Below are 26687 nucleotides of genomic sequence, written 5' to 3' on the forward strand. Positions count from 1 at the left end.
CCTCCCTTCGGGTGATTCGTGGGCTCACGGACGGGTGGTTCCGGTCGACGGCACGCCCGGCAGCGGGTCGGTCTGGCTCACCGGCGGCAGCGGCTGGCCGACGCCACCGGCGGGGTCGGCGTAGCTGGTGGTGGTCCGCGGGTCGGCGTACGCGCCCGGGGTCGGGTCGAGGTAGCCGCCCGGCGGTACGGCGTCCGGCACCGCACGCGGGGCCGGCGGGGTCGGGATGACCGCGGTCCGCTCCGGGTCGTAGCCGGCGCCCGAGCCGTACGCGGGGTAGCCGTTGCCACCCTGGCCGTCGCCGCCGGCCGAGATGTTCTTGGTCAGCCGGCCGGCGAGCACACCCAGCACGGCGGCGCCGACCAGGAAGGTCCCCGGGTTGCGACGCGCGTAGTCGCGCACCTCGGCGATGAGGTCGCCGGGCTCGCGCTGCTCCAGCCAGCCGGCCACCCCGTGCACCCGGTCGGCGGCCTGGCGGGCGATCTCGCTCACCGGGCCGGCCTGGCCGCCCTGCTCGGCCATCGAGCGCATCTCGTCGGCCAGCGAACGGAGCCCGCCGGCGGCGCGCCGCTGCTGGTCGCCGGCCTGGCTGGCGAGCTGGCTGCGGGCCTCGCCGTAGAGGTTGCGCGCCTGGAGCTTCGCCTCGCCGACGACCTCCCGGCCCTGCTCCTTGGCCGTCTCGGCGACGGCGCCGCCGGCGTGCTTGGCCTCCGAGCCGACCTGACGGGCCTGCTCGCGGACGCCGCTGCCGTTGCTCGAATCCTGGCCGTACGTGGAAGTCGTGGGTGACAGATCGTAGGTCATGATTTCCCTTCCGCTCGGAAAGTCTTCGCGGGTGTGTGCTGGGGGGATGCGCCGGCCGGTTCCTGCCGTCGCATCTCTTGACCTACCCTGCGTTGCCGGTTCCATACCTCCTTCGTGACTTTCCCTGCGGGCCGCCGCCGGACCGCTACAAAATGGAGGATCGCCGGATCGCGTATCGACCCCGCCACGCACGGTGGCGGACACTCCCCCGCTGCCGGCGCCGCGGGCAGGGCGTTCCGCGGATCCACGGAGGTGAATCGATGGCACGACACGCACGCGGCGGCCCGGCGGGCCCGAAGCCGAAGGTGCAGCTCGCCGCCGTGGCCGCGGCCGGGGTCTTCGCCCTGATCGGAGTGCTCGGGTTCATCCCCGGCATCACCATCAACTACGCCGACATGACGTTCGCCGGCCACCACTCCGAGGCCCGGCTGCTCGGCCTGTTCCAGGTGTCGATCCTGCACAACGCGCTGCACCTGGGCTTCGGACTGGCCGGCCTGTTGCTGGCCCGCAGCGTCGCCGGGGCCCGGGTCTTCCTCGCCGGCGGCGGCGCCCTCTACCTCGGCCTGTGGCTGTACGGCTTCGCGATCGACCGGGAGAGCGCGGCGAACTTCATCCCGGTCAACGACGCCGACAACTGGCTGCACCTGGTCCTCGGCTTCGGCATGCTCGCCTTCGGGCTGCTGCTCTCCAACCAGGTTGGCACGGGCACCCGGGCCGACGACCCCTTCGACCGTCCCTGACCCGCGCCGCGTGGCGGCGTTTGCCCGCCGCGCCCTTCGGGCACGGAGGTCGGAGGTCCGTCGACGAGGAGGTCGTCATGCCGAGGTGGTTGCGTGACAACGCGCTGACCGTGGCGATGTTCGGCGCCTTCCTCGTCTTCCTGGTCCTGCAGAGCGTGTTCGGCTGGCAGACGTACAACCAGGAGCTGGCCGAGTTCGGGGCCGCGCCGACCAGCTGGCCGGCGTACCTCGGCACCGGGCACTTCATGGAGTCGGTCTTCGAGAACTGGGAGTCGGAGTTCCTCCAGATGGGCGGCTACGTCCTGCTCACCGCCTACCTGGTGCAGCGCGGGTCGGCGGAGTCGAAGCCGGTGGGGCAGACCGACCGGCCCGAGGACGACGAGCGGCGGGCCACCCCGGACTCCCCCTGGCCCGTACGCGCCGGCGGGCTGCCCCTGGTGGTCTACCGCAACAGCCTCTCCATCGCGCTGCTGCTGATCTTCGCCGGCTCGTTCGTCGGCCACCTGCTCGGCGGGACCGCCGACTACAACCAGCAGCAGGCGCTGCAGAGCGGGGCGCCGCCGATCGGCGCGTGGGAGTTCCTCGGCACGAGCGACTTCTGGTTCCAGTCGATGCAGAACTGGCAGAGCGAGTTCCTCGCCGTCGGCACGCTGATCGTGCTGAGCATCTTCCTGCGTCAGCACGCGTCGCCGGAGTCGAAGCCGGTCACCGCCGTACACGCGCACACCGGCGACTGACCGCCCGCCCCGGTCAGGCCGGCACGCGCAGCCGCTTGGCGAAGCACACGCTGTACGGGTTGCCGACGTACTCGCCGTAGACCGGGATCGGCTCGTACCCGCTGGAGGTGTAGAGCCCGATCGCGGCCGGCAGGTACGTGCCGGTCTCCAGGCGCAGAACCGCGTACCCCTGCTGGAAGGCCAGTTCCTCCAGCGCGGTCAGCAGCTGCCGGGCGATGCCCCGCCCCCGGTAGGCCGGGCGGACGTACATCCGCTTCACCTCGCCGGTGCCCGCGTCGAGCGCCTGGATCCCGCCGCAGGCGACCGCCCGCCCGTCGGCGACCACCACCAGGTAGCGGATGTCGTCGTGGGTGACGGTCGCCTGACCGTCCAGCCCACCGTCGGCCGCCCGCAGCTCGCGCTGCTGGGCGGCGACCAGGGCGTCGATCTCCGCATCGGTGGCGGGGCGGGACTCGATCAGCATCAGGCCACGCTAGGCGGCGGCGATTTCGGGCAGGTTTCCGGCAGTCGACCCGCGCACGGAGCGCGACGAGCCATTCGGCGTCGCCCGCCGGGGCGGGCTATTCGGCGTCGCCCGCCGCCGCGATGCGGGACGGGGCGGGTCCCTGGGACGGACCGGGCCCGTCGAACGGCTCGGCCTCCCGGACCGGCCCGGCGGCGCCGAAGCCGTCCGCCGGGTCGACGTCGTCGGAGACGTCGGCGTCGGTGCCCTCGACGTCGTCCTCCGGGCGCTGCCGGCGGGCCTTGCGGGCCGCCAGCCGCTCCGCGGCGGACGCCCGGGTGGACTTCTCCTCCAGCCGGACGTCGGTGCCCCGGTTGCCGGGGATGAAGTCGGCCCCGGCGTAGAGGGTCGGCTGCCAGTCGAACTCCCGCTCGCCGATCCGGACCAGGTCGCCCGGTTCCGCGCCGGCCTTGCCCAGCTTCTCCTCGACACCCAGGCGGGCCAGCCGGTCGGCCAGGTAGCCCACGGCCTCGTCGTTGTCGAAGTTCGTCTGCCGCACCCATCGCTCGGGACGGACGCCGTGCACGACCCAGGCGCCGTCCGGCGCGGCCTCGATGGTGAAGCCGGCGTCGTCGACCGCCTGGGGCCGGATCACGATCCGGGTCGCCTCGGCCGGCGGCGCGGCCTTGCGCCCCTGCTCCACCAGGTCCGCCATGGCGTACATGAGCTCCTTGAGCCCCTCCCGGGTCGCCGCGGAGACCTCGAACACCCGGAAACCGCGCTCCTCCAGGTCGGGGCGGACGATCTCGGCCAGGTCCCGGCCGTCGGGCACGTCGACCTTGTTGAGCGCCACCAGCCGGGGACGGTCGGCCAGGCCGCCGTACTCGGTCAGCTCGGCCTCGATGGTGTCGATGTCGGCGACCGGGTCCCGGCCGGGCTCCAGGGTGGCGGTGTCGATGACGTGCACCAGCACCGCGCAGCGCTCGATGTGCCGCAGGAACTCCAGGCCGAGGCCCTTGCCGGTGGCCGCCCCGGGGATCAGGCCGGGCACGTCGGCGACGGTGAAGGTGTGGTTGTCCAGCCGGACCACGCCCAGGTTGGGCACGAGGGTGGTGAACGGGTAGTCGGCGATCTTCGGCTTGGCGGCGGAGATCACCGAGATCAGCGACGACTTGCCGGCCGACGGGAAGCCCACCAGCCCCACGTCGGCGACGCTCTTGAGCTCCAGCACCACGTCGAGCTGCTCGCCGGGCTCGCCCAGCTCGGCGAAGCCGGGAGCCTTGCGCCGGGCGTTGGCCAGCGACGCGTTGCCCCGGCCGCCGCGCCCGCCCCGGGCCACCTCGAAGGTCGTGCCGGTGCCGACCATGTCGGCCAGGACGGTGCCGTCGGGGGTCTGCACCACGGTGCCGTTCGGCACCTTGAGCACGAGGTTGCGGCCGTTCGCGCCGTCCCGGTTCGACCCGGCGCCACCCTTGCCGTTCTCGGCCTTCACGTGCGGGCGGAAGTGGAAGTCCAGCAGCGTCGTCACCTGCGGGTCGACCACCAGGGACACGCTGCCGCCGTGCCCGCCGTTGCCGCCGTCGGGGCCGCCGAACGGCTTGAACTTCTCCCGGTGGATCGAGACACAACCGTGCCCACCATCGCCGGCCTGCAGGTGCAGGACGACCCGGTCAACGAACGTCGCCACGGGCGTCAATCCTTCCAGCGAGGTTCACGCCCCGCACGAAAAAAGCGAAGCGGGCCGGGACACGAGGTCCGCGGCCCGCAACGCCTTCGAACTACTGCTGCGGCACGATGCTGACGGTCTTGCGACCGCGCTTGGTGCCGAACTGGACCGAACCGGCGGCCAGCGCGAAGAGCGTGTCGTCCCCGCCGCGGCCGACCAGGTCACCGGGGTGGAACTTGGTGCCACGCTGACGGATGAGGATCTCACCCGCGCTGACGACCTGACCACCGAAGCGCTTCACGCCGAGCCGCTGCGCCGCGGAGTCACGGCCGTTGCGCGAGCTGGACGCACCCTTTTTGTGAGCCATCTGAGGACGACCTACTTCCCGCTGGAGATGCCGGTCACCTTGACCTGGGTCAACGGCTGGCGGTGACCCTGGCGCTTGTGGTAGCCGGTCTTGTTCTTGAACTTGTGGATCCGGATCTTCGGGCCCTTGGTGTGCGCGGCGATCTCGCCGGACACCGCGACCTTGGCAAGCTTCGCCGCGTCGGTCACCAGGTCGTCACCGTCGACGAGGAGCACCGCGGTGAGCTTCACCGCGTCGCCGGGGGCACCGACGAGCTTCTCGACCTCGATCACGTCGCCCTCGGCGACCTTGTACTGCTTGCCGCCGGTCTTGACGATCGCGTACATCGGAGGCGGACTCCCTGTCGTTGAGGCTGCTAGCGTCTTTTCCCACCGTTGCCGGTCGGTCGTTCCCGCGGCGGCTCGCCGGGTAGCAGAGGCACGGCGGCGCGGGCACGCGAGAACTCGGTACACCAAAGTGCACCGCAGGCCAGCGTACGCCATCGGAGGGCCGACGCCCAAACCGGGCCCCGCCGGTCAGCGGGCGCAGAGCTGGTCGAGGCGCTGCCGGAGCCGGTCGAGCCCGGTCTCGTCGATCGAGTCGACGTCGGTGCCCAGCGTGCCGACCTCCGCCGCCATGTCCGCGAGAAGGGTCTTGAGCTGCGCGTCCTCGGCCCGGGTCGACTCGCGCCGCAGCGTGCTGCGCCAGTCGGTAAGCGCGGTGGAGATCCGGTCCCGGGCGGTCCGGGCCGCCGCGGCGTCGTCCGCCCCGACCGCCGCGACCATCTTGCCGAGTTCCTCGACGTACGTCCGTACGGCCGTCTCGCCGGCCCGCTGTGCCGCGGCACACACCTCGGGCGCGTTGCCGCCGGCCGCCCCGCTGCCGGCGCCCGGCCCGGTGCCCGGTGCCCCGCCGCCGACGGATCCGCCCGGCGTGACGCCACCGCTCGGTGCGCCGCCGGTTGGGCCGGCCCGCTCCGGGCGCTCGGCCGCGCACCCGGCGCCGGAGAGCAGGACGGCGGTGAGCGCGGTGACGGCGAGCAGACGGCGCATCGTTCTTCTCCTGACCGCAGGCGGCCGATCGTGGCCGGGGATCGACCATACGACAGGGCCCCTCCCGCCGGACATCACCGGGAAGGGGCCCTGTCACACGTCGGGTCGGTCAGCCGGTCACGGCCGGGTACGCCGCCGCGCGCCGCTGCGGCGGGACCGGCGCCGACCGGAGCCCCCCTCCGACTCGTCGCCGTCGGCGTCGGAGAGCGCGTCCGGGTCGTCCGGGGCGGCCAGCCGCGCCGACTCGCCCGTCTGGCTGTCGGCGACCTCCCCGGCGGCGGCGGTGTCCGCCTCGTAGCGGGACAGGTCGTAGCCCATGGTGTCGTGGTACTCGGCGTCCGGAGCGGCGTCGGCGTCGGTCTCGGTGACCTCGGCCACGGTGCGCTCGGCCGGCGCGCTCTTGCGCGCCCGCCGTCGGGAGGTGCCGGCGCCCTGCTCCGGTGCCGCCGGAGTGGCCACGGCCGAGGCGACCGCCTTGACCTTCTCCCCCGCACCGCCACCGCCGGAACGCGGCTTCTCCGGCACCGGCTCGGTGTGCATGATCAGGCCCCGGCCCTTGCAGCACTCGCAGGTCTCGCTGAACGCCTCCAGCAGGCCCGCGCCGATCCGCTTGCGGGTCATCTGCACCAGCCCGAGCGAGGTGATCTCGGTGACCTGGTGCTTGGTGCGGTCCCGGCCCAGGCACTCGGTCAGCCGGCGCAGCACCAGCTCGCGGTTGGACTCGAGCACCATGTCGATGAAGTCGATCACCACGATGCCGCCGAGGTCGCGCAGCCGGAGCTGGCGGACGATCTCCTCCGCCGCCTCCAGGTTGTTCCGGGTCACCGTCTCCTCCAGGTTGCCCCCGGAGCCGGTGTACTTGCCGGTGTTGACGTCGATGACCGTCATCGCCTCGGTCCGGTCGATCACCAGCGACCCGCCCGAGGGGAGGAAGACCTTGCGGTCCAGCCCCTTGATGATCTGCTCGTCGATCCGGTACTCGGCGAAGACGTCGGCCGCGCCGACGTGCCGGCGCAGCCGGGCGACCAGGTCCGGCGAGACGTGCGACAGGTACGACTCGACGATGTCGTACGACTGCTCGCCCTCGATCACCAGCTCGCGGAAGTCCTCGTTGAACAGGTCCCGGACGACCCGGATGACCAGGTCCGGCTCCTCGTAGAGCAGCACCGGGGCGCCGCCCTCGGCCGCCTTGGCCTGGATGTCCTCCCACTGCGCCTGGAGCCGCTTGACGTCGCGCGCCAGCTCGTCCTCGCTGGCGCCCTCGGCGGCGGTCCGAACGATCACGCCCGCGCCGTCCGGCACCAGCTTCTTCAGCACGTCCCGCAGCCGCTTGCGCTCGGTGTCGGGCAGCTTGCGGCTGATGCCGGACGCGTTGCCGTGCGGCACGTAGACCAGGTGCCGGCCGGAGAGCGCGATGTGGCTGGTCAGCCGGGCGCCCTTGTGGCCGATCGGGTCCTTGGTGACCTGCACCAGCACCGAGTCGCCGGAGCGCAGCGCCTGCTCGATGGAGCGGGCCCGCCCCTCCAGGCCGGTGGTGTCCCAGTTGACCTCGCCGGCGTAGAGGACGGCGTTGCGGCCGCGCCCGATGTCGACGAACGCCGCCTCCATGCTGGGCAGGACGTTCTGCACCTTGCCGAGGTAGACGTTGCCGGCCATGGTGCCGGAGGAGTTGCGGGTGACGTAGTGCTCGACGAGCACCCCGTCCTCCAGGACGGCGATCTGGGTCCGGTCGCCGCGCTGGCGTACCGCCATCACCCGGTCGACGGCCTCCCGGCGGGCCAGGAACTCCGACTCGCTGAGGATCGGCGGCCGGGTCCGGCGCTGCTCGCGGCCGTCGCGGCGGCGCTGACGCTTGGCCTCCAGTCGGGTGGAGCCGGAGACGCCCTGCACCTCGTCGACGGTCTTGCGCGGCTCGCGGATCTTGACGACGGTCGGCACGCCGTCGTCGGCGCCCGCCTCGACGTCACCGGCGCCCCGGCGGCGGCGACGACGACGGCGACGGGTCAGCCCGTCACCGCCCTCACCCTCCTCGTCCTCGTCACCCTCGGACTCCTCCGCCTCGGCCTGCGCGGCCTCCTCGGACTCCTCGTCCTCGGCGTCCTCCGCGCCGCCCTTGCCCCGGCCACGGCCGCGACGGCCACGGCGGCGCCGGCGGCGGGCCGCGGCGCTCTCGTCCTCGTCCTCGTCCTCGTCCTCGGCGGCTTCCTCGGCCTCCTCGGTCGGCTCCTCGGGCTCGACGACCTCGACCGCCTCGACGTCGCGACGGCCACGCCGGCGGCGGCGCGCCGGCTCGGCCGGCTCCTCGGCGGCGGGCTCCTCCGGCTCCGGTTCCGGAGCGGGAGCCACGACCCGGGCGACCGGGACGTCCTCCGGCTGCGGGGCCATGAACAGCACGGTGGGCGCGGAGAGCGCGGCCCGCCGGCGGCGGGTGCGCGGCTCGGGCTCGACGACCGGCTCCGGCTCGACGACCGGCTCCGGCTCGACGACCGGCTCGACGGCCTCGGTCGGCTCCTCCTCGGCGGGCGGGGTGACCGCCACGCCGGGCGGGACCTCGCCGGAACGGCTCTCCGCGCCGCTTACCGCGGCGGGCGGGGCGGCGGCGCCGAACCCGGTGCCGGCCTCCGGCTCGATGCCGGCGGCTGCCGGCGGCTGCTCCGTGGGCGCGGTACCGGTCCCGAGGGCGTCGGTCGGGGTCTCCGCGGCCGGCTCGGCCGCGGCGGGGGCGGCCTTCTTCCGACGGGTACGCGTCGCCTTGGCCGGCGGCGCGGCCGGCTCGGCGGGTGCCTGGTCCGCCGCGGGCGACGCCTCCGCGGCGGGCGGCGCGGCGACCTCGGGGGCCTGCCCGGCGGCCTCGGCGGGCGGCGCACTGGTGTCCTCGGCGGCCTTCGCGGTGGTGGCCTTGCGGCGGCGGCGCGTCGCCTTCGGGGCGGCGTCGAGATCACCGGAGACGGGGGCGAACACCTCGGCCTGGAGCGCCTCGCCGCTGCCCGGCACGGGCGCCGTCGACGCCTCGACCGGCACCTCGGTCTGCTCCGGCTGGTTCAGCGGCGTGGCCCGTCGCCGGGTCGTACGCCGTCGGACCGGCGCGGCCGGGGCCTGCTCGGCCCCGCCGGTGCCGGCGGTGTTCTCCGCCCCGGCGGCGTTCTCCGCCCCGGCGGCGTTCTCCGCCCCGGCGGCGTTCTCCGCCCCGGCGGCGTTCTCCGCCCCGGCGGCGTTCTCGACGGTGCTGCTGTCAGCGGTCTCGTCGGCCGGCTGTGAACCGGTCCGTTCGCCGCCCTCGGGCTCGTTCTCGAGCATGGACGTTCTCCAGTTCTGGCTGCCCCGGGCGCGGGTGAGCGCTGCCACGCAGGGTCGCCGCAAAAGTGTTTCCGCCGGGCGCGCACGGTGCGCGACCGCCGAAGTCTGCCTACCTGAACGTCGACCGACGGTCAGCGTTCACCGATGGTTGCCCCGTCGCGGTCCGCTTCCAACGGATCCGCGATCGCATCCTGCGCGGTCAGCGTGCCCTGTGCCAGCCGGATCACCCTCGGCGAGACCGGCGGCTCCAGGTCGGCCACCACGCGGAGGCCGGAAAGGACGTCATCGGGCCGCACGGAGGGGGTGACCTGCCGCACGACCAGTTCGAGTATCGCACACGGTACGGCCGGTGCCCCGGAAGGCGTCTCCGGCGACGCGATCACATCGATGCGTATCACCGCTGCCCGGGCGTCGAAGGTGCGCCGGCCCTGCTTGGTCATCCGCTCGACCAGCACTTCCTCGGCGGCCGTGAAGGCGGAAACCGCCCGTTGCAGGACGGCCGGGTCGACCTCGGGCAGCTCGATGCGCCAGTGCGACGCCTCGATCCGGTCGGCAAGACTCCCGCCGGCGGCCACGACGGCGTCGAGCACGTCGAGACCGGGCGAAAGGGCGGCGTCCAGCGCGGCGCGCAACTGCGCCGGGTCGACCTGCTCACGGAGGCCGATCTCCAGGTATTCCGCCTCGCTCGCCACGCCCGTCGGGGCCGCGCTGGCGTACGAGATCTTGGGGTGCGGGGTGAAGCCCTGGGAGAAGGCGATCGGCACGCCCGCCCGGCGCAGCGCCCGCTCGAACGCCCGGGCGAAGTCCCGGTGCGAGGTGAAGCGCAGCGGGCCGCGCTTGGCGTACCGGATCCGGACCCGCTGCACGACGGGTGCCTGGCCGCCCTCTGGCTGTGGTTTCCTACTGATCGTCGTGCTCCTCGTGTCGGAACCGGTTGATCGTGACGGCACTGCTCGCGACTCGCGTGCCGCTGACGATAACCACATGATCAACCCGGCGCACGGCGGGCGTGCCCGCCGTGCGCCGGAGCTACTGCTGGGCGCCGGTGGGGAGCTTCAGACCGTTGATCGGAGTGAGCGGGAGAAGCTTCTTCCCGGTCGGGCCGATCTGGATCTCGGTGTCCATCGACGGGCAGACGCCGCAGTCGAAGCACGGGGTCCACCGGCAGTCGTCCTGCTCGTACTCGCTGAGCGAGTCCTGCCAGTCCTGCCAGAGCCAGTCCTTGTCCAGGCCCGAGTCCAGGTGGTCCCAGGGCAGGACCTCCAGCTCGTCGCGCTGGCGGGTGGTGTACCAGTCGAGGTCGACGCCGAAGGCCGGCAGGACCTCGGTCGCCGCCTCCACCCAGCGCTGGTAGGAGAAGTGCTCGCTCCAGCCGTCGAACCGGCCGCCGTTCTCCCACACCCGCCGGATCACCGCGCCGACCCGCCGGTCACCCCGGCTGAGCAGGCCCTCGATCAGCGACGGCTCGCCGTCGTGGTAGCGGAAGCCGATCGCCCGGCCGAGCGACCGGTCCGCGTTGATCGCCTGCTTGAGCATCTTGAGCCGGCCGTCGATGACCTCCGGCCGCTCCATCGACGCCCACTGGAACGGGGTGTGCGGCTTCGGCACGAACCCGCCGATGGAGACCGTGCAGCGGATGTCCTTCGAGCCGGTGGCGGCCCGGCCGGCCCGGATGACCTCGTGGGCCATGTCCGCGATCTCGAGGACGTCCTCGTCGGTCTCGGTGGGCAGGCCGCACATGAAGTACAGCTTCACCTGCCGCCAGCCGTTCGTGTACGCGGTGACGACGGTGCGGATCAGGTCTTCCTTCGACACCATCTTGTTGATGACCTTGCGGATCCGCTCCGACCCGCCCTCGGGGGCGAAGGTCAGGCCGGTGCGCCGCCCGTTGCGGGACAACTCCTGCGCGAGGTCGATGTTGAACGCGTCCACCCGGGTCGACGGCAGCGAGAGCGACACGTTGGTGCCCTCGTACTGCTGGGCCAGGCCGGAGCACATGTCGCCGATCTCGGAGTGGTCGGCCGACGACAGCGACAGCAGGCCCACCTCGTGGAAGCCGGAGAACTCCAGCCCCTCCCGCACCATCTGCCCGACGGTGGTGATGGAGCGCTCGCGCACCGGGCGGGTGATCATGCCGGCCTGGCAGAACCGGCAGCCCCGGGTGCAGCCCCGGAAGATCTCCACGGCGTACCGCTCGTGCACGGTCTCGGCCAGGGGCACCAGGGGCTTCTTCGGGTACGGCCAGGCGTCCAGGTCCATGGTCGTGCGCTTGTGCACCCGGAACGGCACGTCCGCCCGGTTCGGCACGACCCGCTGGATGCGGCCGTCGGGCAGGTAGTCCACGTCGTAGAAGCGCGGCACGTAGACGCTCTCGGTGCGGGCCAGGCGCAGCAGCAGCTCGTCGCGCCCGCCAGGGGAGCCCTCGGCCTTCCACTCCCGCACGATCCCGGTGATCTCCAGGACCGCCTCCTCGCCGTCGCCCAGCACGGCGGCGTCGACGAAGTCGGCGATCGGCTCCGGGTTGAACGCGGCGTGGCCGCCGGCCACGATCACCGGGTCGGCGTCGGTGCGGTCGGCGGCGAGCAGCGGGATGCCGGCCAGGTCGATCGCGGTGAGCAGGTTGGTGTAGCCCAGCTCGGTGGAGAAGGAGACGCCGAAGACGTCGAAGTCGCGCACGGAGCGGTGCGCGTCGACGGTGAACTGCGGCACGCCGTGGGCGCGCATCAGCTTCTCCAGGTCCGGCCAGACCGCGTAGGTCCGCTCGGCGAGCACGTCGGGCAGCTCGTTGAGCACCTCGTAGAGGATCTGCACGCCCTGGTTGGGCAGGCCGACCTCGTAGGCGTCGGGATACATCAGCGCCCAGCGCACGGCCGCCGCGTCCCAGTCCTTGACCACCGCGCCCAGCTCGCCACCGACGTACTGGATGGGCTTGGTCACCTGGGGAAGCAGCGGCTCCAGCCGGGGCCAGACCGAATTGGCCGCGGCGGGGCGCGGCGTGGTGGACGGGACGCTCATGATGCCCAAGGGTACGCGGCCCGGCGGCGGCCACCGCGCGCACGCCGGTCGCCACGCCCTCGGGGCGCGGGTCGCCGCGCCTCCCGGCACGTCGCGGCGCCCGTTCGACCCCGCGGTACCGGCGGTGGCGGTGGCCGGAATCGCCCCGCTGGCGCATCGGTACTAACCTCGGACCGGCGCGAGAGGAGATTGCCGCGATGCCGCAGCCGCAGCCGGGCACGGACCGGCCGGCCGACGGGAGCCCCCCGGGTCAGGACCAGGGTCCGGATCCGGCGGTCACCGAGGAGCCCCCGACCTCCCCCGCAACGCCCGCCCCCGCCGGCGGCACGGGCCCGGAGGGCACCCGTGAGCTGCCCACCGACGCCCCCGGGCCGACCGCGACGTCCGACATCGGGCAGGACGCGGACGACGCCGGGGTGCGCGGCGCCGGGGCCGACGCCGCGCGGCCGGACACGGGTGACGCCACCGCGCCGCACAGCACGGGCGACGCCACCGACCGGCCGGACACCGGTGACGCCACCGCGCCGCAGGACGCCGACGACGCCGGGGCCGAGGGCACCCGGGACGCCGGGCCCGGGCGGATGGCCGGCACCGGCCCGGAGGGCACCCGCCTGCTGCCCGACGACGGCCCGCCGGCCGCGGGACCGCAGGGCACCCGGATGTTCCCCGGCGACGAGCGGCCGGCCGTGGGACCGCAGGGCACCCGGATGTTCTCCCCCGACGAGCTACCGGCCGAACCGCCCGCGCCCCGGTGGAGCGGTTCGGCGGCGGTACCCCCGCCGAAGCCGCGCAAGCGCGCCTGGGGCGAGTCGGCCGAGATCCCCCCGGTGCCGGCGCCTCCGCCGGCGCCCCCGCCCGAGCAGCCCGCCGAGCACCGCACGCCGGTCGACCCGTGGGCGGGCGCGGACACCGGCGGGTGGGACCTGCCGCCGCCTCCGCCGCCCTCGCCGACGCTGCCCTACCCCGCCGCGCCGCCGCCCCGGCCGTACTCCGGACCGCCGGCGCCACCCGTGCACTCCGCGCCACCCGTGCACTCCGCGCCGCCCGTGCACTCCCCCGCGCCGCCGGAGCCACCGCGTCCGGCGCCGCCGCGGGCCGCGTACCCGGCCGCCCCGCCGCCGTCGGCGTACCCCGTCTCCCCGCCGCCCGCGGCCTACCCGGTCTCCCCGCCGCCGGCCTCCCGGGCGCCCGGCCCGGCCCGCCCGGCGCCACCCCCGCCTCCGCCGCCCGCGCCGCCGAGGCAACGGCGGGCGACGGCGCCGCCGGCCGGCCCGCCACCCGGCCAGCAGGCCCCCAGGGGGTACGCCCCGAGGCCAGCCCGCAAGCGTCGCCGCTGGCCGTGGTACCTGCTGCTGATGCTGGCCTGCTGCTGCGGCTGCCCGGCCTACTACGGGGTGCCGATGGCGTCGCAGTACCCGGCCGAGGCCAGCCTGCCGGCCGAGGTGGCCGACCTGCGGCTGCGCGACGACAACACCAGCAAGGCGACCGCCAAGCAGTTGGAGGCGGACGTGCGCAAGGCGCACTGGCTGGCCGAGAAGACCTTCGCCGGCGTCTACGCCACGCCCGCCGGCAAGCGGGTGACGGTCTTCGGCGGCACCGGCTTCCGGTTCACCCCGGAGTCCGACGCGGAGGACGAGATCACCCGCCTCACCGGGCAGTACTCCCTCGGCGAGGCCCAGGTGGTCGACACCGGCGTACGCGGCCGGCACCAGCGTTGCGCGGTGGGGCGCGCCGACGGCCAGGACGTGGTGGTGTGCACCTCGGTCGACCACGGCAGCATCGCCACCGCGGTCTTCACCCGGCTCTCCCTCGACGACAGCGCCACCCTGCTCGGCACCCTGCGGGAGCAGATGGTCACGACCAACCAGAAGTAGCCGCTCCACCGGCTCGACGCCGTCGAGCCGGCCCGCCGGTGTCGAGCCGGCCCGGTGGCGTCGAGCCGGCCCGGCGGCCCGGTCGACGGGCCGCTGCGGTCCCACGCCCGCGACGGAGCAGCGGCGCGGCTCCGTCCGCCCCGCGCCCGGGCTCAGGCCGGGGCGTCGCCCGGGGTGGCGGAGTGCCCCCGCGGCGGGGCGTAGCGGGGGACGTACTCCTGGCCGGTGAGCTTCTGGATCTCGGCCATGACCTCGTCGGTCATCTCGCGCAGCGACGTGCGGTCGTCCGACCGGCCGGTGAAGTCGAGCGGCTTGCCGAACCGGATGGTGATCTTGGCGCGGCCGGGGCGGGGCACCCGGGTGCCGATGGGCTGGGCCTTGTCGGTGCCGGTCATGCCGACCGGGATGACCGGCACGCCGGCCGCCACCGCCAGCCGGACCGCCCCGGTACGCCCCCGGTAGAGCCGGCCGTCCGGCGACCGGGTCCCTTCCGGATAGACCGCGACCAGGTCACCGGCCTTGAGCACCGGGATGGCGGCGTCGAACGCGGACAGTGCCGCCCGACCGCCGGCCCGCTCGACCGGGATGGCGCCCAGGCCGGTGAGCACGTGCTTGGAGAGGGCGCCCTTCGGGCCGGTGCCCGTGAAGTACTCCGACTTGGCCCAGAACGCCAGGTGCCGGGGGACCACGGTGCCGAGGAACAGCTCGTCGGCGACCGAGAGGTGGTTGCCCGCGAAGATCGCACCCCCTGTGTCCGGAATGTGCTCCAACCCCTCCACGGTCGGACGGAAGGCCAGCCGGAGCGCGGGCGCCACGGTGAGCTTGCCGATGGTGTAGAGCAGGGGCACTGGTCCTCCGGCGGAGTGTGTGCGAACAGGCGGTGTCACCGTAACCGACGGGTCCACGCGTCGTCGCCCGGGTGGCGGGTCGACCGCCTGGTGAGCGGGCCTGTCGGGGCCGGTGGGGGCGGTCCGGCGACACTCCGCCGGACCGCCCCCGTCTCACCGACTCATACCCTGCGGACGGCCACGGTCACCCGCTCGCCCTCGCCGACCTCCCCGGCGAAGCCGTCCACCCCGTCGGCGAAGTCGACGGAGTCGGCCAGCACCTCGCGGGCCACGAAGTCGGTGTACGCGGCCACCGCCGCGCGCACCTCCTCGCCGGCCGACAACGCCACCACGATCCGGTCCGAGACGTCCAGGTCGGCGTCGCGGCGGGCCTGCTGCACCACCCGGACGACGTCCCGGGCCAGCCCTTCGGCGGCCAGCTCGGGGGTGACCTCGGTGTCCAGCACGACCACGCCCTCGCCGCCGGGCAGCGGCGCGGAGTGCTCGGCGTCGGCGGCGACCAGGCGCAGCTCGTACTCGCCCTCGGCGAGGGTGACGCCGGCGGCGACCGGGGCGCCGTCGACCAGCTCCCACTCCCCGGCCTTGACCGCCTTGATGACCTGCTGCACCTGCTTGCCGACCCGGGGGCCGAGCGCGCGCGGCACCACGGTCAGCACCTGCTGGCAGTACGCCGACACCTCGTCGGTGAACTCCACCGCCTTCACGTTGACCTCGTCGGCGACCAGGTCACCGAACGGGCGCAGCTGCGCCGCCACCGGCGAGGCGACGGTGAGCTTCGCCAGCGGCAGCCGCACCCGCAGGCCCTTGGCCTTGCGCAGCGACAGCGCCGCCGAGCAGACCTCCCGGGTGGCGTCCATCGCGGCGACCAGCTCGTGGTCGGCCGGGAACTCCCCGGCGGACGGCCAGTCGGTCAGGTGCACCGACCGCTCGCCGGTGAGGCCGCGCCAGATCTCCTCGGCGGTCAGCGGCGCCAGCGGCGCCACCACCCGGCACAGGGTCTCCAGCACCGTCCACAGGGTGTCGAACGCGTCGGCGTCGCCGGACCAGAACCGGTCCCGGGAGCGCCGCACGTACCAGTTGGTCAGCGCGTCCAGGTAGGACCGCACGGTGACGCAGGCGCCCGAGATGTCGTACGCGTCCATCTGCTCCTGGACCGTCGACACCAGCTCGTTCGTCTTCGCCAGCACGTACCGGTCGAGCAGGTGGGTGCTCGTCGTGTTCCGCTTCGCGGTGTACCCGTCGGCGTTGGCGTAGAGCGAGAAGAAGTACCAGACGTTCCACAGCGGCAGCAGCACCTGCCGGACGGCGTCGCGGATGCCCGGCTCGGTCACCGCCATGTCGCCGCCGCGCAGCACCGGCGAGGACATCAGCATCCAGCGCATCGCGTCCGAGCCGTACGAGTCGAACACGTGGTAGACGTCCGGGTAGTTGCGCAGGCTCTTGGACATCTTGCGCCCGTCGGAGCCGAGCAGGATGCCGTGGCTGAGGCAGTTGCGGAACGCCGGCCGGTCGAACAGCGCGGTGGCCAGCACGTGCATGGTGTAGAACCAGCCGCGGGTCTGCCCGATGTACTCGACGATGAAGTCGCCCGGGTAGTGGTGCTCGAACCAGTCGCGGTTCTCGAACGGGTAGTGCACCTGGGCGAACGGCATCGAGCCGGACTCGAACCAGCAGTCCAGCACCTCCGGCACCCGGCGCATCATCGAGCGCCCCGTGGGGTCGTCCGGGTTGGGGCGGACCAGGTCGTCCACCGCCGGCCGGTGCAGGTCGCTCAGGCGTACGCCGAAGTCCCGCTCGATCTCCTCCAGCGAGCCGTAGACGTCGACCCGGGGATGGTTCGGATCGTCGGACTTCCACACCGGGATCGGCGAGCCCCAGAACCGGTTCCGGCTGATCGACCAGTCGCGGGCGTTGGCCAGCCACTTGCCGAACGAGCCGTCCTTGATGTGCCCCGGCGTCCAGTTGATCTGCTGGTTCAGCTCGACCATCCGGTCCTTGAACCGCGTCACCGCGACGAACCACGACGACACCGCCTTGTAGACCAGCGGGGTGTCGCAGCGCCAGCAGTGCGGGTACGAGTGGGTGTAGGTGTCCTGCTTGAGGACGACCCCCCGCTCCTTGAGCTCCCGGATCACCGGCTTGTTGACGTCGAAGACCTGCTCGCCCTCGTACGGCGGCACCAGCGCGGTGAACCGGGTGTGGTCGTCCACCGTGACGATGGTGGGGATGCCGGCCGCATTGCAGACGTTCTGGTCGTCCTCGCCGAAGGCCGGGGCCAGGTGGACGATCCCGGTGCCGTCCTCGGTGGTGACGAACTCCGCGCCGAGCACCTGGTAGGCGTTCGGGCCGGCCTGCTCGACGAGGAAGTCGAACAGCGGGGTGTAGCGGCGCCCGGCCAGGTCCCGGCCGGAGACGGTGCCGACCTGCTCGTAGCCCTCCAACTCCTTGGCGTACGCGGCCAGCCGCGCCGCCCCGACCACGTACCGCTGCCCGTCGCGCTCCAGCACCGCGTACTCGATGTCGGGGCCGACGGCGAGCGCGAGGTTGGACGGCAGGGTCCACGGCGTGGTGGTCCAGACGCCGAGGCGCACCGGCCCGCGCACCAGCTCCGGCGCGCTCTCGTCGGGGGTCAGCGCGAACCAGACCGACAGCGTCGGGTCGTGCCGGTCCCGGTAGACGTCGTCCATCCGGGTCTCGGTGTTCGACAGCGGCGTCTCGCAACGCCAGCAGTACGCCAGCACCCGGAAGCCCTCGTAGACCAGGCCCTTGTCGTGCAGGGTCTTGAAGGCCCACATGACGCTTTCCATGTAGTCCAGGTCGAGGGTCTTGTAGTCGTTGGCGAAGTCGACCCAGCGGGCCTGCCGGGTGACGTAGCGCTCCCAGTCGTGGGTGAACTCCAGCACCGAGGAGCGGCACGCCTCGTTGAACCGGGCCACGCCGAGGTCGAGGATCTCCGCCTTGCTGGTGATGCCGAGCTGCTTCTCGGCGACCACCTCGGCGGGCAGGCCGTGGCAGTCCCAGCCGAAGCGCCGCTCCACCCGCCGACCGCGCATCGTCTGGTAGCGCGGCACCACGTCCTTCACGTACCCGGTGAAGAGGTGGCCGTAGTGCGGCAGGCCGTTGGCGAACGGCGGGCCGTCGTAGAAGACGTACTCGTTGTCGGCGTCGCCTGCGACACCGCCTTCGACGGAGTCCCTGGTCTCCGGTTGCCGGCCGGAGGCCGGCCTGGCCTCGACGGAGGCCTCGAAGGTCTTGTCGGCCGTCCAGTGCTCCAGGACCCGGCGCTCGACCGCGGGCAGGTCCGGGCTCGCCGGGACGCCGGTGGCGGTCGGTTCGTGCAACGGATAGACCATCGGGGGTCGCTCTCCTCGCGCAGCTCACTGTCGTGTGGGTCTGCGAGGACGAGCCTTCTCGGGTACGCCTCGACGGCGCCCCCGGGCAGGCCCGCGGTACCACCCCGCTTGGCGGCCAGGATCGACCGCCCGCTCGTTGGCCGGCTGTGACGGGCCGGACCCGTCCGGTTCTACTGGGCCGGGGTGAACCGGCTGTTCTTCCGGAGGCTCGCCGGTGATGGCCGGGTCATCGCCTTACGACCGCCAAGGTTACCCGACCACCCACGAAGATCGCCGCCGAGTAAACCCGTCCGGTGACCGGCGGCCCAGGGTGACGAGCGGCGTGACCGGGCTCACGTCCGCAGGTGTCACGCCGTGCCTACGCGCGTCGTCGGATGGGTGTCGACACAGACCGGATCGAGGAGGGCCGTCATGCAACGGATCAACGTGGCCGAGGTGGCACCGCAGGCGTACCAGGCCGTGCTGGGGCTGGAGAAGTACGTCCGGGCGAACGTCGAACACACCGTGCTGGAGCTGGTGAAGCTGCGGGCGTCGATGCTGAACGGCTGCGCGTTCTGCGTCGACATGCACAGCCGGGACGCGCTGGCGTCGGGCGAGTCGGACCGGCGGCTCTTCGCCGTCGCCGCCTGGCGGGAGGCGCCCTTCTTCGACGAGCGGGAGCGGACCGCGCTGGCGCTCACCGACGCGGTGACCCGGCTCGGCGAGCACGGCGTGCCGGACGATGTCTGGGACGCGGCGGCGAAGGTGTGGTCCGAGAAGGAACTCGCCGACCTGCTGATGGCGATCGCCACCATCAACGTGTGGAACCGGATCGCCGTGACCTGCCGCACCGACCTCCCCACGGAGGTGTGACGGTCCGCGAGGCGACGCAGGCGGCCGGTGCGCGCGACGCGCACCGGCCCCGCGACGGCGGGTGTGTCAGACCAGCTCGGGGAACCAGAGCGCGATCTCGCGCTTCGCGCTGTCCGGCGAGTCGGAGGCGTGCACCAGGTTCTCGCGGTTGGACAGGGAGAGGTCGCCGCGGATCGTGCCGGCCGCCGCCCGACGCCCGTCGGTCGCGCCGACGAGCCCGCGGACCACGTCGATGACCTGGTCGCCGGAGAGCACCAGCGCCACCAGCGGGCCGCCGGTCATGAAGTCCTTCAGCGGCGGGTAGAACGGCTTGTCGACGTGCTCGGCGTAGTGCTCGTCGGCCAGCGCGGCGTCCATCGTCCGGGACACCATCGCGTCGATCCGCAGCCCCTTGCGCTCGAAGCGGGAGATCACCTCGCCGACCAGCCCGCGGCGGACCGCGTCGGGCTTGATCAGTACGAGGGTGCGCTCATCGGGGCTGCTGCTGGACACGCTGGGTTCCTCCTGTGCGCGGAAGACGGTCGGGCTGGGTACGGTCAGCCTAGCGACCCGGTCCCGGCACCGGCGCGGCGGCCGGTCCTTCCTCCGGCGGCCGATCCGGCCTAGCCTGGCCCTTGACCCTCGGGAGGTCCACTGTGGCGAATGGCGGGAACCGGCCCATCGCACCGGTACGCAAGCTGATCGCCGCGGTGCTGGGCACCGTGGCCACCTTCGTCGTCCTCTTCGGCCTGGGCATGACGAGCTGGGCGATCGTGGCGCTCGGCGTCGCCCTGCTGGTGCTGGCCATCGCGCTGGCCACGGTGCGCGGGGGCGGTCGCACCTGGGTGATCGGCGAAGGGCACGTGCACAGCGCCTCCGAGCCGCCCACGCAGTACGCCTTCGGCCGCTGCGAACTCCAGCTGGTGATCGACGCCCCGGGGCTGCCGCCCCGGTCCAAGAAGATCATCGAGCCGCGGGTGCCGGTGGCGAAGTGGCCGTCGCTGGGCCAGACGCTGCCGATCCGGGTGGCCCTGGACGACCAGCGCCACGTCCGGGTGCTCTGGGACGACGTGCCCACCCACGCGGAGACCGCCGCCGCCGTCGCGGCCGACCTGCCGCCCGAGTACGCGGGCACCGAGCCGCTGGACGACGTGCTGATCCAGCAGGAGGCCCCGCCGTGGGCGGACCGGGCGCCGGACGACGACTTCCGGGACGACTACCGCGACGACTACCGGGACGACTTCCGGGCGCCGGTGGGCGATCCGCTGGGCGACCCCGTCGGGGATCCGCTGGGCGATCCGCTCGGTGGGGACCGGGTCGGGCGGCCCGAGGAGCGCGAGCCCGTCGTGATGCACCAGCGTCCGGGTGGGCCGGTCGTGCTGGAGGGCACGCTCGTCGAGCAGCCCACCACCGGCACCCTGCCGCGCCGGGCCACCCCGACGCCCCGCCCGCCCGCCGAGGAGCGGTTCGACGCGCCCGGCGAGCGCCCCGACCCGTCCGCGCCGGCGGATCCGCTCGACCTGCCCCTGGACGATCCCGCCCCACCGCGCGACCGGGTCCGCGACGAGCGGATCAGCCCGGAGGAATTGGACGAGGCGATCTTCGGCCCGGGCCCGGGTCCGGCGACCGACGCCGACGACGAGGCCGGGGAGACCGCGGCGGCCGGCGACGAGTTCGGGGCGCCGATCGCCGGCGTGGGGCTGACCCTGCTGGTCACCGACCTGCCCCGCTCGCTGGACTTCTACCGCGACCTGGGCTTCGCCGAGGTCGACCGGGGCTCCGGCAACGCGGTCCTCTCCTCCGGGACGACCCGCCTCGTGCTGCGCGAGGTGACCGAGGCGGCGCCGATCAGCCGCCGGCTGGTGCACGTCAACCTCGAGGTCGACGACATCGGCTCCGCCTACGAGCGGCTGCGCGGCACGGGCGTCCGGTTCACGTACGCCCCCCGGGTGGTCAACCGGGGCACGAAGCTGGAGGTGTGGGCGGCGGCGTTCCGCGACCCGGACGGCCACGGCATCGCCCTCACCCAGTGGCGGGAACGCGCCGAGGCCTGACCTGTCAGCCCAGCTCGCCGAGGCCTGGCCGTCAGCCCAGGATGACCCGGCGCACGTGCAGGGCGTAGCCCCACACCAGGGCGAAGACGATCCCCAGCACCAGCAGCGACCAGTGCAGCAGGCCGGCCAGCATGAGCAGTCCCTGCAGGGCGGTGCCGGCGTGCCAGGCCCACGGCCGGCGCATCATGCCGGCGAGCAGCACCGCCGCCACGGCCAGCGCCACCACGGCCCCGATCGCGGCGCCGCCCAGGTCGCCGCCGACCACCCGGATCGGCTGGATGGCCAGCACCAGCACCAGCGCCTCCAGGCTGAGCGTGCCGGCGCCGAGGCCACGGACCGCCCGCTCCGGGTTGCGCAGCCCGGAGCGGCGCGGCGGGCGCCCTGCGGGGTTGCCGTCGGCCGTCCGGACCGCGCCGTCGTCAGGGGTGCCGTCCGACGTACCGGCGGGGAGGTCGCCGGGTGCCCCGGTCGGGCGGTCGTCGCCCGCGGGGGCGCGCTCCGGCCCGGTCATCGCTTCAGCAGCCGACGGGCGTCGGCCACCGTCACCACCGACCCGGTGACCAGCACCCCGACCCCGCTCAGCTCCCCCGGTACGTCCTCCTCGGCCATCGCCACCGCCGCCTCGATCGCGTCCGGCATCTCCTCGGCCACCTCCACCCGCTCGGGCCCGAAGACCTCCGCCGCCAGCGCGGCCAGCTCCCGGGCGGGCAGCGCCCGGGGCGAGCTGTTGCGGGTCACCACGACCTGGTCGACCACCGGCTCCAGCAGCTCCAGCAGGCTGGCCGCGTCCTTGTCCGCGAGTACGCCGACCACCGCGACCAGCTTGCTGAAGGCGAACTCCTCCTGGAGCGCGGCCACGGTGGCGGCCATCCCGTGCGGGTTGTGCGCCCCGTCGAGCAGGATGGTGGGCGCGCTGCGTACGCGCTCCAGCCGCCCGGGCGAGCTGGCGGTGGCGAAGCCCTCCCGGACCGCCTCGACGTCGAGCTGCCGCTTCGCCCCGGCGCCGAGGAACGCCTCCACCGCCGCCAGCGCCACCGCCGCGTTCTGCGCCTGGTGGGCGCCGTGCAGCGGGATGAACACCTCCTCGTAGACGCCGCCGAGGCCCTGGAGGGTGAGCACCTGCCCGCCGACGGCGACCGCCCGCCGCAGCACCCCGAACTCGGCGCCCTCCCGGGCGATGGTCGCGCCGACCTCGGCACAGCGCTCCAGGATCGGCCCGGCGGCCTCCTCCTCCTGCGCCGCGGAGATCACCGTCGCGCCCTTGTGGATGATTCCCGCCTTGGCCAGCGCGATGTCCTGGATGGTGTCGCCGAGCCACTCGGTGTGGTCCAGCCCGACCGGGGTGAGCACGCACACCCCGGCCTGGATCACGTTTGTGGCGTCCTCGGCGCCGCCGAGACCCACCTCGACCACCGCCACGTCCACCGGGGCGTCGGCGAAGGTGGCGAAGGCCAGCGCGGTCGTCATGTCGAAGTACGTCAGCGGCTCCGCCGAGCGCTCGTCGACCAGCCGGGCGAGCGGCTCGATCTCCCGGTACGTGGCGACGAACCGTCCCTCGTCCACCGGCTCGCCGTCCAGGCTGATCCGCTCCCGGACGCTCTCCAGGTGCGGGCTGGTGTAGCGGCCGGTGTGCAGCCCGAACGCCCGCAGCAGCGAGTCGATCATCCGGGCCGTCGAGGTCTTGCCGTTGGTGCCGGTCAGGTGGATCGACGGGTACGCCCGCTGCGGGCTGCCGAGCAGGTCCAGCAGCGACTCGATCTTGTCCAGCTCGAAGGCCATGCGGGTGAACCCGCGTTCGGCCAGCTCGGCCTCGACGGCGGCGAAATCGGTGCGGTCGGTCACGAGGGCAGCGCCTCCAGAGCGGCGTCGATGCGGACGAGGTCGGCCTCGGCGACGGCGAGCCGGTCGCGGATCTTGGCGACCACCGGCTCCGGCGCCTTGTCGACGAACGCCGGGTTGCCGAGCTTCGCCCGGGCCTGCGCGGCCTCCTTCTCGGCGGCGGCCCGGTCCTTGGTCAGCCGGGCGCGCTCGGCGGCCACGTCGATCGTCCCCCGGGTGTCCAGGGCCACGCTGACCTCGCCGGGCATGGCGAGCGTCGCGCTGGCCTGGAAGCCGTCGCCGGCCGCGTCGAGACGCACCAGCGACCGGATCAGCGGCTCGTGCGCGGCGATGCCGGCGGCGGCCAGGCCGTCGAGCCGCGCGGCGACCCGCTGCGTCGGGCGCAGCCCCTGGTCCGAGCGGAACCGTCGGATCTCGGTCACCACCCGCTGGAGGGTGCCGACCTCGACCTCCGCGGCGTCGTCGACTCCGGTACGGTCGGCGACCGGCCAGGCGGCAGTCATCACCGTCTCGCCGCCGGTGAGCGCGGTCCACAGCTCCTCGGTGACGAAGGGGATCACCGGGTGCAGGAGCCGCAGCAGCTGGTCCAGCACGTGCCCGAGCACCCGGCGGGTGGCCTCGGCGGCCGGGCCGCCCTCGGCGAGCACCGGCTTGGTCAGCTCCACGTACCAGTCGCAGACGTCGTCCCAGGCGAAGTGGTAGAGCAGGTCGCAGACCTTCGCGAACTCGTACGCCTCGAACTGCTCGTCAACGGCGGCGGTGACGTGCGCCAGCCGGGACAGGATCCACCGGTCGACGGTCGACAGCGTGTCGGCCGCCGGCAGCGGCCCCTCGGTGTGCGCGCCGTTGAGCAGCGCGAAGCGGGTGGCGTTCCACAGCTTGTTGCAGAAGTTGCGCGAGCCCTGGCACCAGTCCTCGCTGACCGGCACGTCCCCGCCCGGGTTGGCGCCCCGGGCGAGGGTGAACCGGGTGGCGTCGGCGCCGTACCGCTCGATCCAGTCCAGCGGGTCGACCACGTTGCCGAACGACTTCGACATCTTCTTGCCGTGCTGGTCGCGGACCATGCCGTGCAGGGCCACCGTGTGGAACGGCGGCCGGCCGTCCATCGCGTACAGGCCGAACATCATCATCCGGGCGACCCAGAAGAAGAGGATGTCGTAGCCGGTGACCAGCACGCTGGTCGGGTAGAACTTCGCCAGGTCGGGAGTCTGCTCCGGCCAGCCGAGCGTCGAGAACGGCCACAGGCCGCTGGAGAACCAGGTGTCCAGGACGTCCTCGTCCTGGTGCCAGCCCTCGCCGCTCGGCGGCTCCTCGTCCGGGCCGACGCAGACGATCTCGCCGTCCGGGCCGTACCAGACGGGGATGCGGTGGCCCCACCAGAGCTGGCGGGAGATGCACCAGTCGTGCATGTTGTCGACCCAGGCGAAGTACCGCTTGGCCAGCTCCGCCGGCTCGATCTTCACCCGGCCGTCGCGCACCGCGTCGCCGGCGGCCTCGGCCAGCGGGGCGGTGTTGACGAACCACTGGAGCGACAGCCGCGGCTCGACGGTCGTCCGGCACCGGGAGCAGTGCCCCACCGCGTGCACGTACGGCCGTTTCTCCGCGACGATCCGGCCCTGCTCGCGCAGCGCGGCGACGATCGCCGGGCGGGCCTCGTAGCGGTCCAGGCCCTGGAACGGGCCGTGTGCGGTGATGACGCCCCGCTCGTCCATGATCGTCAGCGACGGCAGGTCGTGCCGCTGGCCGATCTCGAAGTCGTTCGGGTCGTGCGCGGGGGTCACCTTGACCATGCCGGTGCCGAAGCTCGGGTCGACGTGCTCGTCGGCCACGATCGGGATCCGCCGGTCGGTCAACGGCACGGCCACCTCGGTGCCGATCAGGTGCCGGTAGCGCTCGTCGTCCGGGTGCACGGCGACCGCGGTGTCACCGAGCATCGTCTCGGCCCGGGTGGTGGCGACCACGACGTCGTCGCTGTACCGGATCGAGATCAGCTCGCCGTCGTCGTCGGTGTGCTCCACCTCGATGTCCGACAGCGCGGTCAGGCAGCGCGGACACCAGTTGATGATCCGGTTGGCCCGGTAGATCAGCCCGTCGTCGTAGAGCTTCTTGAACATGGTCTGGACGGCCCGCGACAGGCCCTCGTCCATGGTGAAGCGCTCACGGTCCCAGTCGACGGAGTCGCCGAGGCGGCGCATCTGCCCGAGGATCGCGCCGCCGGACTCGGCCTTCCACTGCCACACCCGCTCGACGAACTTCTCCCGGCCCAGGTCGTGCCGGGACAGGCCCTGGCCGGCGAGCTGCCGCTCGACCACGTTCTGGGTGGCGATCCCGGCGTGGTCCATGCCCGGCAGCCACAGCGCCTCGTGGCCCTGCATCCTCTTGCGCCGCACCAGCGCGTCCTGGACGGTGTGGTCCAGCGCGTGGCCCATGTGCAGGGAGCCGGTGACGTTGGGCGGCGGGATGACGATGGTGAAGGGGGGCTTGTCGCTGTCCGCCGACGCCCGGAAGTGGCCGGCGGCTACCCACTGCTCGTACCGTCGCTGCTCCACCTCGCCGGGCTGGTACTGGCCGGCAAGGGTCGGGGCGTCGGGGCGTCGGGCATCCAGTCTCTCGGTCACCCTGAAAGTCTACGGAGCGCTTCCCGGGACCCGACGTGCGCCACCTGCCGTTCGCGTACGGTGTCGGCTATGTCCGACGCACATCTCACCGATCGCCCGGTCGCCGACGGGCCCGAACCGATCGACCTGACCGACGAGCCCATCCAGCTCAGCAACCGGGACCCGGAGAGCGCCCCGGAGCGGCGGGGGCCGTGGTCGGGGCGCCGGCGGGTGGCGTGGGCCGTGGCGGCGGTGGTCGGAATCGCGGGGGCTGCGGTGCTCGGCACGGCCGGCTGGCGGGTCGCCCAGCAGAAGGACGCCGATCTGGCCACCCCGGACCGGGTGGCGGGCCTCGTACGCGACGACAGCGACCGGGCCCGCAGCACCTCCGACTACCTGCGCAGCGGGTTCGCCGCCGACATCGACCTGGACAGCAGCTTCGGCACCGTCTACCGGGATCCCGCCGACGACAAGCGCTCGGTGCTCGTCTTCGGCGGGACGACCCTGCTCTGGCAGCCGGAGCGGGACCTGGACAGCCTCTTCGGCCTGCTGACCGACGAGACCGGCAAGGTGACGGGGCTGCGCGAGGTGCCCGCCGGGCGCTTCGGTGGCGTGATGAAGTGCGGCACCACCAGCGGCGACGGTGGCGACTTCGCGGTCTGCGGCTGGGCCGACCACGGCAGCGTGGTGATGGCGATGTTCCCGGGTCGCTCCGTCGAAGACTCCGGCGGCCTGTTCCGCGCCATGCGCGAGGAGATCCAGAGCCGAGGCTGACGCTCTGGTGGCCCGGCCCGAGGCTGACGCCCTGGCGGCCCGGCCGAGTCCAGGTGGTGCGGGCGGAGTCCGAGTGGTCTGGGCGCTGTTCAAGTCGTGCGGGCGGAGTTCAAGTCGTGCGGGCGGAGTTCAAGTCGTGCGGGCGGAGTGTCCCCGGCGCCTGGCCGGGGGAACCCGCGGCCCCGGCCTGGAAACGATTCCGCCGCCCGATCGGTTCTGCTCCGGCCCGGGGGGATCCGGCTCTCGGCCTCCGGTCCCCGCAGGATTCGGCTCTCGGCCACGCCCCGAAATGAGCTGTAACGCAGTTCAGGGCCACCCCAAACGGGGTGACCCTGAACTGAAAGATTGTCCGGCGGCGTCCTACTCTCCCACACCCTCCCGAGTGCAGTACCATCGGCGCTGGAGGGCTTAGCTTCCG

At 73.4% G+C, this 26687-nt stretch carries 21 protein-coding genes; 6 read left to right on the forward strand and 15 right to left on the reverse strand.

What is annotated here, in order from left to right; translation table 11 throughout:
- Positions 1-24: 24 nt before the first annotated feature.
- Positions 25-804, reverse strand: coding sequence for a hypothetical protein (locus ACGFNF_RS02845; RefSeq protein ID WP_393165282.1), 780 nt, complete (start codon positions 802-804; stop codon positions 25-27).
- A 260-nt stretch (positions 805-1064) separates the two neighbouring features.
- Between ACGFNF_RS02845 and ACGFNF_RS02850 the strand changes: the two genes are divergently transcribed.
- Both ACGFNF_RS02850 and ACGFNF_RS02855 read left to right on the forward strand, forming a co-directional pair.
- Positions 1065-1544: a DUF4383 domain-containing protein gene (locus ACGFNF_RS02850; protein WP_311413765.1), complete on the forward strand. Its 480-nt coding sequence runs from the start codon at positions 1065-1067 to the stop codon at positions 1542-1544.
- A gap of 77 nt (positions 1545-1621) precedes the next feature.
- Positions 1622-2281: a DUF6766 family protein gene (locus ACGFNF_RS02855; RefSeq protein WP_357577641.1), complete on the forward strand. Its 660-nt coding sequence runs from the start codon at positions 1622-1624 to the stop codon at positions 2279-2281.
- A 13-nt stretch (positions 2282-2294) separates the two neighbouring features.
- Here ACGFNF_RS02855 and ACGFNF_RS02860 read toward each other — a convergent pair whose 3' ends face one another.
- The 8 genes from ACGFNF_RS02860 to ACGFNF_RS02895 all read right to left on the reverse strand — a co-directional run bounded on the left by ACGFNF_RS02860 (position 2295) and on the right by ACGFNF_RS02895 (position 12099).
- Positions 2295-2744, reverse strand: coding sequence for a GNAT family N-acetyltransferase (locus ACGFNF_RS02860; protein WP_357577642.1), 450 nt, complete (start codon positions 2742-2744; stop codon positions 2295-2297).
- Between the two features lie 97 nt (positions 2745-2841).
- On the reverse strand, positions 2842-4410 hold the full coding sequence (gene obgE, locus ACGFNF_RS02865; protein WP_357577643.1) for a GTPase ObgE: 1569 nt from the start codon (positions 4408-4410) through the stop codon (positions 2842-2844).
- A gap of 91 nt (positions 4411-4501) precedes the next feature.
- The gene (rpmA, locus tag ACGFNF_RS02870; RefSeq protein WP_013288010.1) at positions 4502-4756 is read right to left on the reverse strand and encodes a 50S ribosomal protein L27; all 255 of its coding nucleotides are present in this window, start codon (positions 4754-4756) and stop codon (positions 4502-4504) included.
- 11 nt (positions 4757-4767) lie between these two features.
- On the reverse strand, positions 4768-5082 hold the full coding sequence (gene rplU, locus ACGFNF_RS02875; protein WP_088975625.1) for a 50S ribosomal protein L21: 315 nt from the start codon (positions 5080-5082) through the stop codon (positions 4768-4770).
- Between the two features lie 189 nt (positions 5083-5271).
- Positions 5272-5787, reverse strand: a complete 516-nt coding sequence (locus ACGFNF_RS02880) for a hypothetical protein (RefSeq protein ID WP_393165285.1) — start codon at positions 5785-5787, stop codon at positions 5272-5274.
- A gap of 117 nt (positions 5788-5904) precedes the next feature.
- A complete protein-coding gene (locus ACGFNF_RS02885) occupies positions 5905-9084 on the reverse strand; it encodes a ribonuclease E/G (protein WP_393165287.1) in 3180 nt (1059 codons plus the stop codon).
- A gap of 131 nt (positions 9085-9215) precedes the next feature.
- Positions 9216-9950, reverse strand: coding sequence for a TIGR03936 family radical SAM-associated protein (locus ACGFNF_RS02890; RefSeq protein WP_207914652.1), 735 nt, complete (start codon positions 9948-9950; stop codon positions 9216-9218).
- A 163-nt stretch (positions 9951-10113) separates the two neighbouring features.
- Positions 10114-12099 (reverse strand): TIGR03960 family B12-binding radical SAM protein, encoded by a 1986-nt coding sequence (locus ACGFNF_RS02895; protein ID WP_393165289.1) that lies wholly within the window; start codon positions 12097-12099, stop codon positions 10114-10116.
- 659 nt (positions 12100-12758) lie between these two features.
- Between ACGFNF_RS02895 and ACGFNF_RS02900 the strand changes: the two genes are divergently transcribed.
- Complete coding sequence (locus ACGFNF_RS02900) at positions 12759-13973, forward strand: hypothetical protein (RefSeq protein ID WP_393165351.1); 1215 nt, start codon at positions 12759-12761, stop codon at positions 13971-13973.
- Between the two features lie 152 nt (positions 13974-14125).
- Here the strand turns inward: ACGFNF_RS02900 and ACGFNF_RS02905 are convergent, their stop codons facing one another.
- Together ACGFNF_RS02905 and ileS are read right to left on the reverse strand one after the other, a co-directional pair.
- A complete protein-coding gene (locus ACGFNF_RS02905; RefSeq protein WP_357580761.1) occupies positions 14126-14821 on the reverse strand; it encodes a lysophospholipid acyltransferase family protein in 696 nt (231 codons plus the stop codon).
- A gap of 161 nt (positions 14822-14982) precedes the next feature.
- A complete protein-coding gene (gene ileS, locus ACGFNF_RS02910) occupies positions 14983-18174 on the reverse strand; it encodes an isoleucine--tRNA ligase (RefSeq protein ID WP_393165291.1) in 3192 nt (1063 codons plus the stop codon).
- Between the two features lie 411 nt (positions 18175-18585).
- On the opposite strand from ileS, the gene ACGFNF_RS02915 reads away from it, so the two are divergent.
- Positions 18586-19026 (forward strand): carboxymuconolactone decarboxylase family protein, encoded by a 441-nt coding sequence (locus ACGFNF_RS02915; protein WP_311414979.1) that lies wholly within the window; start codon positions 18586-18588, stop codon positions 19024-19026.
- 66 nt (positions 19027-19092) lie between these two features.
- Here ACGFNF_RS02915 and ndk read toward each other — a convergent pair whose 3' ends face one another.
- Positions 19093-19518 carry a nucleoside-diphosphate kinase gene (gene ndk, locus ACGFNF_RS02920; RefSeq protein ID WP_132240451.1) on the reverse strand — a complete coding sequence of 142 codons (426 nt, stop codon included), beginning with the start codon at positions 19516-19518 and terminating at the stop codon, positions 19093-19095.
- Between the two features lie 143 nt (positions 19519-19661).
- Here ndk and ACGFNF_RS02925 point away from each other — a divergent pair, with 143 nt between their 5' ends.
- Positions 19662-21059, forward strand: coding sequence for a VOC family protein (locus ACGFNF_RS02925; protein ID WP_393165294.1), 1398 nt, complete (start codon positions 19662-19664; stop codon positions 21057-21059).
- Positions 21060-21090: 31 nt separating this feature from the next.
- On the opposite strand, the gene ACGFNF_RS02930 is transcribed toward ACGFNF_RS02925, so the two are convergent.
- Genes ACGFNF_RS02930 through ACGFNF_RS02940 form a run of 3 tightly spaced genes read right to left on the reverse strand, consistent with a single transcriptional unit; the run spans position 21091 to position 25516 of the window.
- Entirely contained in the window at positions 21091-21570 is a 480-nt protein-coding gene (locus tag ACGFNF_RS02930; RefSeq protein WP_357580756.1) for a DUF4233 domain-containing protein, read from the reverse strand.
- Positions 21567-22901: a folylpolyglutamate synthase/dihydrofolate synthase family protein gene (locus ACGFNF_RS02935; protein WP_132240454.1), complete on the reverse strand. Its 1335-nt coding sequence runs from the start codon at positions 22899-22901 to the stop codon at positions 21567-21569. Before ACGFNF_RS02935 ends, ACGFNF_RS02930 begins: the two co-directional genes overlap by 4 nt.
- Positions 22898-25516: a valine--tRNA ligase gene (locus tag ACGFNF_RS02940; protein ID WP_393165296.1), complete on the reverse strand. Its 2619-nt coding sequence runs from the start codon at positions 25514-25516 to the stop codon at positions 22898-22900. The genes ACGFNF_RS02935 and ACGFNF_RS02940 overlap by 4 nt, the downstream gene beginning before the upstream one ends.
- 69 nt (positions 25517-25585) lie before the next feature.
- Here ACGFNF_RS02940 and ACGFNF_RS02945 point away from each other — a divergent pair, with 69 nt between their 5' ends.
- Entirely contained in the window at positions 25586-26269 is a 684-nt protein-coding gene (locus tag ACGFNF_RS02945) for a hypothetical protein (protein WP_393165298.1), read from the forward strand.
- Positions 26270-26687 lie beyond the last annotated feature (418 nt).

The organism is Micromonospora sp. NPDC048868 (genome assembly GCF_043198195.1).
Classification (GTDB): Bacteria; Actinomycetota; Actinomycetes; order Mycobacteriales; family Micromonosporaceae; genus Micromonospora; species Micromonospora reichwaldensis.

What these genes read in the sequence shown, in the direction of transcription:
- ACGFNF_RS02845 (WP_393165282.1), bottom strand. Translation starts at nt 804, where the DNA reads ATGACCTACGATCTGTCACCCACGACTTCCACGTACGGCCAGGATTCG.
- ACGFNF_RS02885 (WP_393165287.1), bottom strand. Translation starts at nt 9,084, where the DNA reads ATGCTCGAGAACGAGCCCGAGGGCGGCGAACGGACCGGTTCACAGCCG.
- ACGFNF_RS02915 (WP_311414979.1), top strand. Translation starts at nt 18,586, where the DNA reads ATGCAACGGATCAACGTGGCCGAGGTGGCACCGCAGGCGTACCAGGCC.
- ACGFNF_RS02945 (WP_393165298.1), top strand. Translation starts at nt 25,586, where the DNA reads ATGTCCGACGCACATCTCACCGATCGCCCGGTCGCCGACGGGCCCGAA.
- ACGFNF_RS02855 (WP_357577641.1), top strand. Translation starts at nt 1,622, where the DNA reads ATGCCGAGGTGGTTGCGTGACAACGCGCTGACCGTGGCGATGTTCGGC.
- ACGFNF_RS02900 (WP_393165351.1), top strand. Translation starts at nt 12,759, where the DNA reads ATGTTCCCCGGCGACGAGCGGCCGGCCGTGGGACCGCAGGGCACCCGG.
- rpmA (WP_013288010.1), bottom strand. Translation starts at nt 4,756, where the DNA reads ATGGCTCACAAAAAGGGTGCGTCCAGCTCGCGCAACGGCCGTGACTCC.
- ACGFNF_RS02895 (WP_393165289.1), bottom strand. Translation starts at nt 12,099, where the DNA reads ATGAGCGTCCCGTCCACCACGCCGCGCCCCGCCGCGGCCAATTCGGTC.
- ACGFNF_RS02930 (WP_357580756.1), bottom strand. Translation starts at nt 21,570, where the DNA reads ATGACCGGGCCGGAGCGCGCCCCCGCGGGCGACGACCGCCCGACCGGG.
- ACGFNF_RS02860 (WP_357577642.1), bottom strand. Translation starts at nt 2,744, where the DNA reads ATGCTGATCGAGTCCCGCCCCGCCACCGATGCGGAGATCGACGCCCTG.
- ACGFNF_RS02880 (WP_393165285.1), bottom strand. Translation starts at nt 5,787, where the DNA reads ATGCGCCGTCTGCTCGCCGTCACCGCGCTCACCGCCGTCCTGCTCTCC.
- ileS (WP_393165291.1), bottom strand. Translation starts at nt 18,174, where the DNA reads ATGGTCTATCCGTTGCACGAACCGACCGCCACCGGCGTCCCGGCGAGC.
- rplU (WP_088975625.1), bottom strand. Translation starts at nt 5,082, where the DNA reads ATGTACGCGATCGTCAAGACCGGCGGCAAGCAGTACAAGGTCGCCGAG.
- ACGFNF_RS02850 (WP_311413765.1), top strand. Translation starts at nt 1,065, where the DNA reads ATGGCACGACACGCACGCGGCGGCCCGGCGGGCCCGAAGCCGAAGGTG.